Source organism: Actinokineospora sp. (assembly GCF_050699995.1).
GTDB lineage: Bacteria > Actinomycetota > Actinomycetes > Mycobacteriales > Pseudonocardiaceae > Actinokineospora.
Window position 1 is genome coordinate 1 of record NZ_JBOHGC010000242.1, and the last position, 12,253, is coordinate 12,253.

Here is a 12,253-nt window from a genome sequence, read left to right on the forward strand (position 1 = left end):
ACCAAGGGAGTGCCTTCCTCTCGAGAGAACTTTGGACCTTCGCAAGCCCAAGTTTCCCTTACAGGACAGGCACTTCCTCCATGCACAGATCAGTTTGAATCACATCGGATGACTGGTCGAGGCTAGGTCCTTCTGGTCCGCAGGTAGTCGCTCACCACGGCCGCGCCCAGGCCGTCGAGGTCCGGGTTGACCACCCTTCCGCCGCTCCGTTTGGCGATGGCGTCGACGAAGGTGGCCAGGCGTTCGTCGTCGCCCAGCATGAACACCGAGACCGACGCACCCAGTTTGGCCAACGCGTCCACTTCCGCGAGGGTCTTGGCGATCGTGCGAGGCGTGGTGGGGTAGTTGAATTCGGCGTTGCCGTCCGGCTCCAGGTGCGCCGTGGGTTCGCCGTCGGTCACGACCAGGACCACCGGGTGGGCGTCCGGGTTGCGGCGCAGGTGTCTGCCCGCGAGCAGCAGGGCGTGGTGCAGGTTGGTCCCCTGTTCCCACACACCTTCCATGGCGGTCAGCTGACCTATGTCCACTGTGGACGCGTGCCTGCCGAAGGTGATGAGCTGAAGTTCGTCCGAGCGGTACTTGGTGCTCACCAGGTGGTGCAGCGCCAGCGCCGTTCGCTTCATCGGGACCCAGCGGCCGTCCTGGACCATCGACCACGACGTGTCCACGCACAGCGCGATGGCCGCGCGGGCACGCTGTTCGGTCTCGATCACCTCGACGTCCGCGACGTCGATTCGGACTTCGCCCTGGTTCGTCGACGCCGTTCGCAGCACCGCGTTCCGGACGGTCCGCGAGACCTCCCAGGGTTCGGAGTCGCCGAAGCGCCAAGGGCGGGATGAGCCCGTGGGTTCGCCGGCGGCCCCGGCGCGGGCGGTCTCCCGTTCGCCTCGGCGCATGGTGCCCGCGACATCCGAGAGCGCGGTCTCACCCAAGCGGCGCAAGGCTTTCGGCGAGAGGTGCAGCGTTCCGTCGGATGAGCGTTCCAACAGTCCCTGGGCACGCAGTTCACGCTCCAGTTCGGACAGTCGGCGAGCGTCCACACCCGCGTCATCGCCGAGTTGGCGCGACAGCGCTTCGAGGTCGATGTCCTCCAGGCGGGCACCGGGATAGGACTGGGCGAGCTGCTCGGCCAAGGCGTCGAGTTCGGCCAGGTCGGCCATCGCCTGGGCGCCCTCGCCCATGCCGAGCGGGTCCTGGCCGCGGAACCTGGTGGCCGAGGTCCAGTCCTCGTCTGGCCGCAGCGCCCGCAGGTTCGCGTCGAGGGTGGAGATCTGTTCGGCCAGGCGGGGATCGCCGAAGGCGGCGGCCATGAGGTTGGACAGCTCTAGGCGCTGCTGCTCGCTCATCGAGTTCATCATGCGCTGCGCGGCGGCGGCGCGGGCGGCGAGCGCGTCGATGAGTTCCTCGACCGTGCGCGGGTTCTCGGGGAAGAAGTCGCCGTGCTGGGCCATGAAACGCTGGAACTGCTCGGTGGTGTCGTCGCCGCGCAGGTGCGCGAGCAGCAGGGCGTTCAGGTCGGCCATCATCGCCCGGATGCGTTCGGCGTCCTCGGGGCTGACCTCGCTCAGCGCCTGTTTCATGCCCTGGAACCGGGACTCCATCAGCTCCTGGCCGAGCTTGTCGCGGATGCGCTGGTAGGCCTGGCGGGCTTCCTCGGACCGCCAGTCGTACTCGGCCAGTTCGCGGACGGCGGCGGCGGTGCTCGGCGGCAGCGCGTCGAGTTGGGCCTCGCGGAAGCGGGCGTCGTCGGACGGGTCGGGGAACAGCGCGGACCGCTCGGCTTCGAGCGCTTCGTCAAGCAGGGCACGGACTTCGTTGAGGGTGCCTTCGAGGTTGTGTCTGCGCTGGATGCGGGCCCGGCGCTCCCACAGCCGCCGGGTCAGCTCGTCGAGCCCGGTGGTCCCGGTGGTGCCGCGCCGCAGGAGTTCCTCCAGGGCCGAGCGCGGCGACGAGCCGTCCATGATGTCGCGGCCGAGCTGCTCCAGCGCCGCCCGCAGGTCCACCGGCGGGGCCAGCGGGTCCCGCCCCTCGTGGATCGGGCCGTAGGCGAACTGGCCGGTCATGGCCCATACACCGCCGCGCCGGTGGTGGCGTCCTTGGCGACCTTGCGGGTCAAGTACAGGTACTCCAACGCCAGTTCCACGGCCGCGGCGATCCGACCGGGGGCGGCGTCGGCGTTCACCCCTACGCGGGCAGCGACCTCGTGCAGCACCGGCAGCTCCGGCAGCGCGGCGAGCACCTCGCGGCCGGGCACGCGTTCCCCGGTGGCCACCAGGTTCCCGTCGGCGATCACGTCGATCAGCGGCCGCAGGTCCAGCCCGCCGAACCGGTCACGCGCGGTCTCGGCGACGGCCCGGCGCAGCAGATGGATCAGGTGCTCGGTCTCCCGGCCGTCCTCGCCGGACTCGAACTCCAGCTTGCCCCGCAACACTTCGGGCACCGAGTCGAGGTCGATCGGCCGGGCCACCGCGGGCTCCTCGCCAGTGAGCGCGGAGCGGCGCAGGGCGGCGGCGGCCACGGTCTCGGCCGCGGCCACAGCGAAGCGGGCGGAGACGCCGGAACGCTGGTCGATCGCGCTCGACTCGCGCAGGTTGCGCACGAAGCGGGCCAGCACCTCCAGCAGCGGGTCGCCGACCTCGGCGACCAGGTGGGCCTCCTGGCGCACCATCGCCACCTCGGCGGCGACCGTGGTCGGGTAGTGGGTGCGGATCTCCGCGCCGAAGCGGTCTTTGAGCGGGGTGATGGTCCGGCCGCGGTTGGTGTAGTCCTCGGGGTTCGCGGTGGCCACGACCAGCACGTCGAGCGGCAGCCGCAGGGTGTAGCCGCGGACCTGGATGTCGCGCTCCTCCATGACGTTGAGCAGCGCGACCTGGATGCGCTCGGCCAGGTCGGGCAGCTCGTTGACCGCGACGATGCCGCGGTGGGCGCGCGGGACGAGTCCGAAGTGGATAGTCTCCGGGTCGCCCAGGGTGCGGCCTTGGGCGACCTTCACCGGGTCGACGTCGCCGATCAGGTCGCCGACGGAGGTGTCGGGGGTGGCGAGCTTCTCGGTGTAGCGCTCGTCACGGTGCCGCCAGGCCACCGGGAGGTCGTCACCGAGTTCGGCGGCACGCCGGATCGAGGCCGGGGTGATCGGGTCCAGGGGGTGCTCGCCCAACTCGGAACCCTCGATCACCGGCGTCCACTCGTCGAGCAGCCCGGCCAGGGTGCGCAGCAGCCGCGTCTTGCCCTGCCCGCGCTCGCCGAGCAGGACGATGTCGTGCCCGGCCAGCAGCGCCCGCTCCAGGTGCGGCAGCACGGTCTGCTCGAAGCCGACGATCCCCGGCCACGGGTCCCGGCCCGCCCGCAGCGCGGCGAGCAGGTTGTCGCGGATCTCGGTCTTTACGCCCTTGGGCAGGTGCCCCTGGGCGCGAAGGTCCCCTGCGGTGCGCGGCAGCGAGTCAAGTGCGGTGTTCTTGGCGGTCACGCGTTCGACGCTACGCACGTTCGGCGCGTTGGTCGATGTGGAGCGCACTCCAGCTAGTGCTCTTCGGCATGGCGGATGTCTTCGCGGTAGTCGTGGTAGCGCACCCATTCGTAGACGATCAGGCCGACCAAGCTCGCGGTCAGCACCCCGAGCGAGGCGAGCGCGGGCACCAGCGCCATCACGGGAACCACCGCGATCAGCAGCACGCCCAGGGTGACCCGCTGGGTCTTGAACGCGCGGTAGCACCGCCACGAGATCGCAGCCTGGGCCAGCAGGTACAGCGCGGTGCCGCCGAACATCGCCCACAGCGGCGGGCCGTAGAGCGGGTCGGCGAGCGTGTGCCCGTCGTCACCCGCGACGTAGTTGAGCACCTTCTTGAGGCCAAGGGCGAGCATCACGATCCCGATGACCATCGGCAGGTGCAGGTAGGTGAACGCGGTCCGCGCCATGCTGGTGCGGTGGTGGTCGCGGACCTTCGCGAGCGCGCGCTCGGCCATCAGGGCGTGGGTGTCGAAGTAGCCCCACCAAAGGCACGCGGCGATGGTCAGTCCGAGCGCGGCGGCGATGAGGATCGGCAGCGAGATCGCCAGCTCGTTGATGCCCACGCCGATGGCCACGATGGACTCGCCGAGCGCGATGAGCAGGATCAGACCGTGCCGCTCGGCGAAGTGCTTGGCCGAGTTGAGCCGCCAGCCCCGCACGCCGATCACGGCCGTGCCGCCGTAGTCGGCTATGACCGCGGCGACCCAGAGCAGCGTCTGCGCCGTGCCCGAGGTCTGCGCGGCGGCGAGCAGCAGTGTCGTGCCGCCCGCCATGGTCAGGCCGAAACGGACAAGTTGGGCGCGCAGCGCGGCGTCCCCGCGGGCGACGATCCAGAACAGCCACAGGTGGACCGAGCGCACCAGCAGGTAGCACAGGGCGAACACGGTCGGCCCGTGCACACCGCCCAGCAGGTCGTCGAACGACTCGGGGATGGCTATCGCGACGCCGAACATGGCGGCCATCGCCATCAGCATCGCGGTGCGGGCCAGCCCCTCGTCGGCCTGGACCAGGTTGGACAGCCACGAGTAGCCGACCCAGCACCACCAGACGACGGCGAGAAGCAGCGCACCGCGCCCGAGTCCGTGCCAGGTTGGCGTCTTCGCCATGAGGGCGGTGACCTGGGTCAACGCGAAGACGAAGACCAGGTCGAAGAATAGTTCGAGGGTGGTGGCCGTGGAACTCTCGGCCATCCGGCGCATCCTGGCGCCCGCGGGCTTGCTCGTGCTCACGGTGGTGACACTAGGTTGTCGGGCGTGTTGATACGACTGAGTTGGGAACCCTCGCCCGGTGATTGGTCCGACGGGATCAAGGCGACGGTGCCGTTCGCCCGCCGGAGTGCCTGGTTCGCCGCCGCGTTAGGGGTGTTCTCGATCATCCTGCTGGTGCTCGGGCAGCCGGTCCCCGGCGTGTTCGGGCTGGTCTGCGCCATGGTCATCGCCGCGATGCCGACGATCGGAACCCGGCTCGCGTTCCGCCGGAACCCGATCGCGGGACGGACCATCACCGCCGATGTGGACGGTCACGCGATCCGCATGATGACCCTCGACGGCACCGCCTACAGCGACATCGTGCTCGCCGACCTCGCGGGCTGGGCCGAGACCGAGCGGAACTTCGTCCTGCACACCGGATCCGGTGGTTTCCACCCGCTGCCGGGGCGCGCGTTCGACAGTGTCGAGGATCTCGACAACTTCCGTGACCTGCTGGTACGGACGGTGGGCCCGGCGGACGGGAGCTGACCCGGGGAGCTGACGCGGTGGCCGCCGCACACGTGGCGTAACCTTGCCTCTCGTGTCAACTCCGAGTGCGACCTTCGCGGTGTGGGTTTCCGCCTGGCTCAACGGATCCGCCGCCGCCGACGACGTCCTGGACGCCCTGCTCCACTGGGCCGAACTGCACGACGTGGTGGCCGTGGACGAGAGCACGGGGGCCGCGCTCGACGTCCCGGTCCGGGGTCAGGCGGGCGGCCAGGTCGCCGCCCTGCTCGCGGCGGTTCGCCGCGCCGACGTCACCGGCGGCAGGCTCGTCCTGCCGGTCGCGGGCGATGTGCGTGGCCTGGGTGGCCGCAGCGAGTTCGCGGGCACCGCCCTGCACGCCGGTGAGGCCGTCGTGCTCCACGGCGCCCCGCTCGGCCTGGTCCCCGAGCCCGTCGCGGACGGTGTCCTGCGGTGGACGGTCTTCGACATCGGCGACGCCCCGCCCGCCGAACACCTGCCCCTCGGCGAGGCCGAGCACGAACTGACCGGCGCCATGCGCGTCGCGGCGGGCGTGCTGACCGAACTGGGCGTGGCCAAGCACCGGGCGGGCGTCCGCGAGGAGATCACCGCGCGCGTCGCCCACCGCTCGGCGGCACCATGGCCGGAGGGCACTCCCCCACGCGCGCTTCGGGTGCTGCAGCGGGCCAACGAGGTCTCCGCGATCCTGGAGCTGGCCTCCGAGGACGCCCCCGGCAACGCTGTGTCGTCTTCGGCCGCCCGCAGGCGCGCCGAGGCCCTGCGCCCACTGTTCGACGCGGTCCGGGTGGCCCGGTTGGCGGCGGTCGAGGAAGCGGTCCGGGTGTTCTCGGATCACGCCGAGAAGCACTGAACGCACCCGTTTCGTAGCCGTCGGTGCCCGTGAGCGGGCAGACTGCCACGGGTGATCACCGCTCCCTTCACCGGCCACCCAGGACTCGTCAGAGCCATCGCGATCGAACCCGACGGCTCACGGATCATCACCGGCGGCGATGACGGCACCGTCCGCTTCTGGGACGCGACCGACGGCGAGGAACTGGCCGTGGTCCACGTTCTCCCCGGCGGTGTCCGCTCCCTGGCCGCGTTCGGTGACGTGGTCTTCTGCGGAGGCCCGGACGGATCGCGGACGCTGACCTCCGGCTCGACCATCGCGCACGTGGGCGTCGTGCCCATCGGGGCGATCGCTCGCGACGAGGACATCTGGTTCTGTGGGCTCGACGGGTCGATCGCCATTCACACCTACGGCGACATCGCCACCTACGACGGTCCGGTGCACGCGGCGGCCGTCGACAACAGCAGGCTGTTCTACGGCGGTCCCGCTGGTCTAGTGCAGACCATCTCCTCGCGCGCCCCTTCGGTCGCGACGATCACCGCGCACGAGGGCGGGGTCACCGCCATCGCCACGGCCCGAGGCACCGGCACAGTCGTCTCCGCAGGCCGCGACGGGCTGGTCAAGGTGTGGCAGGCCGAGGAAGACCGGGTCGTCCACACTTTCTCCGGCGACGGCGAACCGCTGCACGCGGTGGCCATCTCCGCCGACGGTCACGTCGTCACCTTCGGCGGTGCGAGCGGCCGGGTGTGGCAGTGGGACCGGCGTACCGACGCCGTCACCCAACACGCCTAACACGGGGACGCGATCCACACCCTCGCCACCCACGGCGGTCGCGTCGTCGCCGCCTGCGGGGACAGAGCCGTCCGGATCACCGGATCGTCGCCGATCACCCTCGCCGGGCACGGCGGGGGCGTCCGGGCGATCGCCGTGTCCGACGATGCGCTGGTCACCGGGGGCGACGACCTCGCCGTGCGGGTTTGGGACCGGGTCACCGGCACGCACCGGCACACCCTGACCGGCCCGACCGCCGGAATCCGCGCCGTTCAGGCATCCCGGACCGAGGTGAACGCCTTCTGCGAGAACGGCGAGACCTGGCGGTGGGACCTTGCTTCCCCCGGCAGGCCCAAAGCAGCTCGGCACCCCAAGCCCGGAGTCACCCGTGCACGCCGCGACCTTCACCGCCGACGGAGTCCTCACCGGCAGTCTCGACGGGACGGTTCGGCTGTGGAGTCCGGACAAGCCCGCCGAGATCATCGGTCGGCACCACGATTGGGTCCGCGCGGTCGCGTTCTCGCCGGACGCCGGAATCGCCTCCGGTGGCGACGACGGCGCGGTCCGAGTCTGGGGTGAGGAACCCCGGGGGACTCAAGCCCCCGGGGGCACCGCCGTGCACGCTCTCGCCTTCCTCCCGGACGGGTCGATCGCGGTCGGCATGGCCAGCGGCAACGTCTGGCTGCACGTGTTCGACCAGCAGACCCGCTACACCGGCCACAGCTCCGCCGTGCGCTGCCTTGCCTTCGCCCGCGGCAGGCTCGTCGCGGGCGCCGACGACGGCACGATCCTGGTCTGGCAGCTGACCCGCCCCGACCACCCCACGGTCCTCGACGGGCACCTCGGCCGGGTGCAGTCCCTGGTCGCCGACGACGACGGCAGGCTGATCAGCGGCGGCGAGGACGGCTCGATCCGGGTGTGGGACACGATCACCGGTGTCCAGCTCGCGGGCACCGGCCTGACCCCAGGGCAGCCAGGGCAGGAACGCGCCGACGTCAGCAACGACGCCGAGAGTGAGTCCGACTACCTCGGGTTCTCCAGCGATGTCTCCACCCTCGCCGCCCTCATCGCCGACCGGTCCACCGTGCCCCCGCTGTCGGTGGCGCTGCTCGGAGCTTGGGGCGCGGGCAAGTCCAGCTTCCTGCGCCAGCTGCACCACCAGGTCGAGACGCTCGCCGGTCGGTCGCGGGGCAACCCGGAGCAGAGCGCGTTCGCCGCGAACGTGCGCCAAGTCCGGTTCAACGCCTGGCAGTACAGCGACGACCACCTCTGGGTCGGCTTGGTCGAGCACCTCTTCGACAGCCTGACCCCGCCCGACGAGCCGGACAGCACAAGCCGGTCCTCAGAGGCCGAACTGGACGAACTCCGCGCGCGCAGCCGTGACCTCGGTGCCGAGCTCGAGCGGGCCGAGCGGACCGGTGGCGCCGCCGCCGACCTGCGTGCCCCGGCGCTGGTGCGGCTGTTGTGGCGCGAACGGACCGTGCTGCGCTCGCGGTGGGGGCTCGCCCTGATCCCGGTCGCCCTCGCCGCCGCGGGCGTCAGCTGGGCCGTGTGGGGTTCGACGCTGGCGGTGGTGGGCGCGAGCGTGATCGCCATCGGTGCGGCCGTGATCCCGGTGGTCGAGGGCTTGGTCACCGGCTGGCGCAAGTTCGCCGGGCTGCCCGGGTCGCTGCGGGAGAAAGTGCGGGCCCGCAAGAAGATCCTCGACACCCGCATCGCCGCCGCGGACGCGGAGTTGGCCCGCACCGACCCGACCGCACGGCTGTCCGCGTTGATCGCCGAGGTCCGGGCCGGGCACTACGAGCAGTACCGCGGGGTCCTGGGTCGCGCCCACGAACACCTGCGGACCCTGAGCGACAACGTCGGCACCGCCCTCGAACACTGGCGGGCCGCGCCGCAGGGGCCGCCGCCGCTGGAACGAATCGTGCTCTACGTCGACGACCTCGACCGCTGCCCGCCGCGCAAGGTCGCCGACGTGCTCGCCGCGGTGCACCTGCTGCTGGCACTGCCGCTGTTCGTGGTCGTGGTGGCCGTGGACCCGAGATGGCTGCGCCGGTCGCTGGAGCAGCACCAGAGCGAGCTGTTCGGCCCGGACAACGGCGTCGCCGCCCGGCCACTGGACTATCTGGACAAGATCTTCCAGATCACCTTCGCGTTGCGCCCCATGGGATCGGGCGCCGACCGGCTGATCGACCACCTGCTCCCCCAGGCCGAACCCGAGACACCTCGACGCCCGGAGACCACGCCGCGGCCTGCCCAGCCGACGACGGCCGCCGCGCCGCCGACCAAAACAGGCGAGAAGACCATGCCCATCCCGCGGCGGTCGCCGGTGGCCGACCCGACGCTGCGCCCGGACCGCCTGCTGCTGCGGGAGTCCGAGCGCGACTTCATCAAGCGGCTTCGCCCGCTGCTCGACACCCCGCGCACGGTCAAGAAGCTGATCAACCTCTACCGGCTGGTGCGCATCGGTGTGCCGGGGCCGAACCTCGACCGGTTCGTCGGCCAGGACGGCGGGCCGTACCAGGCGGTGCTGATCCTGTTGGCGATCGTGTTGACCGCCCGGACCAGGCCCGGGATCTGGTGACCGCGCTGCGCACGACCCAGGACGCGGACGTGTGGGCGGTGCTGGCGGAGCTGGAGGCGAAGGACGAGGGCTGGCAGCAGACCAATGCCGTTCTCGACGCCATCCGGTCGAGTGTCCCGGTCCACGGCGACACGGGCACGTATCGCGCGTGGGCGGGGACCGTGACCCGGTTCAGCTTCGAGACTTACGACATGGTCGACTCCGACGATCACCTCATCGGAGATTGACACCCTCCCCCGGCCGAAGCCCGGAGGATTCCAGCCGCAACGACCGCACGAGGTGGAGGTCGCGTTGAGGTTCACGGTTCGCTGGCCCGCCCAACGGCGGGCCTCCCCGTGCGGTCACGGCATGCCCTGCCGCGAATCGAATATTCAGCGCCGCGTTCACGTCGGCGTTGCAGGCGAAACCGCAGGATCGGCAGCGGAAGGCGGCTTGGCTCTCGCGCGCCTCCCGATCAACGACCCCGCACGCCGAGCAACGCTGACTCGTGAACCGCGGGTCGACCTTCATGACCCGTCCGGGAGCTTTGTGCTCCAGTCGGGTGACCAGCAGGCCCCACCCATTGGCGAGGATGCCCCGGTTCAGGCCTGCCTTCTGCCGCACACCCCGGCCGGGGACATCGACTGTGCCCTTCGCCGACCGGGTCATATTGCTGATCTTGAGGTCCTCGACCGCGATCACGTCGAACTCCCGGGCCAGGCGGGTGCTGGTCTTCTCCACCCAGTCCTTGCGCCGGTCGGTTTCGCGGGCCTTGAGCTTCCCAATCGCTGTCTTGACCTTGCCGCGTCGGTTGGAGCCGCGTTGCGCCCGGGCGAGCTTGCGCTGCAACCGCAACAACCGGGCTTTCTCACTGTCGCGCAGAGCGGGCGCGTTCAGCAGGTCCCCAGTGGACAAGGCCGCCGACACCACCACACCCCGATCCACACCCACCACCGCACCCGTGCCCGGTGCGGCGATGGGCTCGGGCACAACGGCGAACGCCACATGCCAGCGGCCCGCCCGGTCCCGGGTGACCCGAAACGACTTCACCCCGTCGAGGATCGCGCGCGACCAACGAAATCGAATCCAGCCGATCTTGGGCACCTTGACCTCACCGACATTGCGGGAGGCCCGACGCACATCGCCCGGTTCGACCGCCACGACCCGGAAACCCTCGCCCCGCCCGCGGCTACGCCAGATCGGCCGCCGGTGGGTCCTGCCGAAGAAGTTCGCCATCGCCTGGGCGAAATCCCTCAACGCCTGCTGCTGAACGATCACCGACCCCGCCGCCAACCACGGGTTCGCCGCCCGCGCCTGCGTCAACTGCCGACACTGCTCGGTGTACCTCGGCGCGGCCTTGCGATCCGGCTGCCAGTGGGCGTGCTGCTCGACAGCGAGGTTCCATACGAACCGGGCGTGCGCACAGTGCTCCAGCAACACCTGCTCCTGAGCAGGTGTCGGTTGGAGGCGGAATCGGGACATGCCGATCAACCTAACGACCACCACCGACAAAACCCTCAGACACCGGTGAGGCACGGCAAGCCATGCCAGGTCCGGTCGTGGCGATCCCCGGTCGCGATTCCTCCCCGGGCGCGACCGCCGGAGCATCCTCAAGAGGTTCTCGTGATCTCTCTGTCACACTGACAGCTCCGCCGCCCTACCGATCTTGGGAGGACCGCACGTGTCGAACCCGCGCACGGCTGCACGCGCCAACACACCGCTGATCATCGCGGTCGTCGCCGGGTTGCTGGCCATCGGCGGGATCTACCTGCTCACCGGGGAGGACAAACCCGCGGCCGCGCGCACCGACTGCGTGCCGCTGGAGATGAGCACGTCCACCGAGAAACACGAGCTGATCGGCCGGATGGCGGAGCGCTACAACGCCGCGGGCCGCGAGTTCGGCGGCGGCAAGTGCGCGGTGGTCACGGTGCACGGCCTGACCTCGAGCACGGCCATGTCGGCGCTGAGCACCGGCTGGACGGCCGCCGAGACCGGGCTGCCGGAACCGCAGGTGTGGAGTCCGAGCACCTCCTTATGGCTGAGCCGGATGTCGGCGACGCGCAGGCTCGAGGTGGTGGGCACGAGACCCACCGGTCGATCATGTCCAGCCCGCTCGTCGTCGCCATGCCCGAGGAGATGGCCGCGGTGTTCCTGGCCAAGCACCCCGATCCCGGCTGGGACGATCTCTTGGCCCTGGCGACCGCGCCCGGCGGCTGGGCGTCGCTCGGCAAGCCCGAGTGGGGCAAGTTCTCTTTGGGCCGCGACCACCCGGAGCTGTCGTCATCGGGTCTCGGGGCGTCGATCGCGACGTTCCACGCGGGATCGATCGCGGACAACTATCCGGGGATCACCAGGGAAAGCGTCACCGACGGCGAGGTGACGAGGTTTGTGCACGGCGTGGAGTCGTCGGTCGAGCGGTACAGCAAGGACGCCGCCGAGTTCGTCGGCACGCTGCTGGCCGAGGACAAGAAGAAACTGCCGGTCCCGTATGTCAGCGCGATCGTCATGCAGGAGCAGCTCGCGTACACCTATAACCGGGGTGGGCCGAACCGCAAGTTCAAGACGATCACACCGACGGACGGCACGCTGCAGTTCGACCACCCGTTCGTCGTGCTGGCCTCGGCCACCCCGGACCAGCGGGCCGCGGCGGACGACTTCTACGCCTACCTCAGCGAAGGCGAGCGGCAGCTGGGGTTCCGTGAAGCCGGCTTCCGCGACTGGGCCAATCCGAGCGCGCCCACCGAGCCGCTGCGCACGGCACTGTCCATCCCGAACGGTCAGCTCGTCTCGGCGATTCCCGCACCGACACCGGATCTGGTCGAGGCGATCGTCAAGGCGTGGAACGGAAC

11 protein-coding genes and 1 pseudogene are annotated in these 12,253 nt (G+C 70.6%); 7 read left to right on the top strand and 5 right to left on the bottom strand.

Annotated features, from left to right (window positions below):
* Nucleotides 1-122: 122 nt before the first annotated feature.
* The 3 genes from ACRDSQ_RS12790 to ACRDSQ_RS12800 are packed head-to-tail and all read right to left on the bottom strand — an operon-like array spanning nt 123 to nt 4,737.
* Nucleotides 123-2,063 (bottom strand): vWA domain-containing protein, encoded by a 1,941-nt coding sequence (locus ACRDSQ_RS12790; protein ID WP_431421187.1) that lies wholly within the window; start codon nt 2,061-2,063, stop codon nt 123-125.
* Nucleotides 2,060-3,466: an AAA family ATPase gene (locus ACRDSQ_RS12795; RefSeq protein ID WP_431421188.1), complete on the bottom strand. Its 1,407-nt coding sequence runs from the start codon at nt 3,464-3,466 to the stop codon at nt 2,060-2,062. The genes ACRDSQ_RS12790 and ACRDSQ_RS12795 overlap by 4 nt, the downstream gene beginning before the upstream one ends.
* 53 nt (nt 3,467-3,519) lie before the next feature.
* Complete coding sequence (locus ACRDSQ_RS12800; protein WP_431421190.1) at nt 3,520-4,737, bottom strand: low temperature requirement protein A; 1,218 nt, start codon at nt 4,735-4,737, stop codon at nt 3,520-3,522.
* Between the two features lie 24 nt (nt 4,738-4,761).
* Between ACRDSQ_RS12800 and ACRDSQ_RS12805 the strand changes: the two genes are divergently transcribed.
* The 6 genes and pseudogenes from ACRDSQ_RS12805 (at nt 4,762) to ACRDSQ_RS12830 (ending at nt 9,652) form a co-directional block, all read left to right on the top strand.
* Nucleotides 4,762-5,244 carry a YcxB family protein gene (locus tag ACRDSQ_RS12805; protein WP_431421191.1) on the top strand — a complete coding sequence of 161 codons (483 nt, stop codon included), beginning with the start codon at nt 4,762-4,764 and terminating at the stop codon, nt 5,242-5,244.
* 52 nt (nt 5,245-5,296) lie between these two features.
* Nucleotides 5,297-6,091 (top strand): hypothetical protein, encoded by a 795-nt coding sequence (locus tag ACRDSQ_RS12810; protein ID WP_431421192.1) that lies wholly within the window; start codon nt 5,297-5,299, stop codon nt 6,089-6,091.
* Between the two features lie 51 nt (nt 6,092-6,142).
* The gene (locus ACRDSQ_RS12815; protein WP_431421194.1) at nt 6,143-6,862 is read left to right on the top strand and encodes a WD40 repeat domain-containing protein; all 720 of its coding nucleotides are present in this window, start codon (nt 6,143-6,145) and stop codon (nt 6,860-6,862) included.
* A gap of 93 nt (nt 6,863-6,955) precedes the next feature.
* Nucleotides 6,956-7,042: pseudogene (locus ACRDSQ_RS12820) on the top strand (hypothetical protein); the annotation flags it as partial.
* A gap of 187 nt (nt 7,043-7,229) precedes the next feature.
* On the top strand, nt 7,230-9,425 hold the full coding sequence (locus ACRDSQ_RS12825) for a P-loop NTPase fold protein (RefSeq protein ID WP_431421195.1): 2,196 nt from the start codon (nt 7,230-7,232) through the stop codon (nt 9,423-9,425).
* The gene (locus tag ACRDSQ_RS12830; protein ID WP_431421196.1) at nt 9,422-9,652 is read left to right on the top strand and encodes a hypothetical protein; all 231 of its coding nucleotides are present in this window, start codon (nt 9,422-9,424) and stop codon (nt 9,650-9,652) included. The genes ACRDSQ_RS12825 and ACRDSQ_RS12830 overlap by 4 nt, the downstream gene beginning before the upstream one ends.
* On the opposite strand, the gene ACRDSQ_RS12835 is transcribed toward ACRDSQ_RS12830, so the two are convergent.
* Nucleotides 9,639-10,886, bottom strand: coding sequence for an RNA-guided endonuclease InsQ/TnpB family protein (locus ACRDSQ_RS12835; RefSeq protein WP_431421197.1), 1,248 nt, complete (start codon nt 10,884-10,886; stop codon nt 9,639-9,641). The two genes, ACRDSQ_RS12830 and ACRDSQ_RS12835, sit on opposite strands and share 14 nt — an antisense overlap.
* Nucleotides 10,887-11,279: 393 nt before the next feature.
* Complete coding sequence (locus ACRDSQ_RS12840; RefSeq protein ID WP_431421201.1) at nt 11,280-11,495, bottom strand: hypothetical protein; 216 nt, start codon at nt 11,493-11,495, stop codon at nt 11,280-11,282.
* Here ACRDSQ_RS12840 and ACRDSQ_RS12845 point away from each other — a divergent pair.
* Nucleotides 11,439-12,253: substrate-binding domain-containing protein (locus ACRDSQ_RS12845; RefSeq protein WP_431421199.1), on the top strand; the 815-nt coding region annotated here is incomplete at its 3' end. The two genes, ACRDSQ_RS12840 and ACRDSQ_RS12845, sit on opposite strands and share 57 nt — an antisense overlap.

Coding starts and splice junctions, on each gene's coding strand:
- ACRDSQ_RS12790 (WP_431421187.1), bottom strand. CDS start 2,063: ATGACCGGCCAGTTCGCCTACGGCCCGATCCACGAGGGGCGGGACCCG.
- ACRDSQ_RS12835 (WP_431421197.1), bottom strand. CDS start 10,886: ATGTCCCGATTCCGCCTCCAACCGACACCTGCTCAGGAGCAGGTGTTG.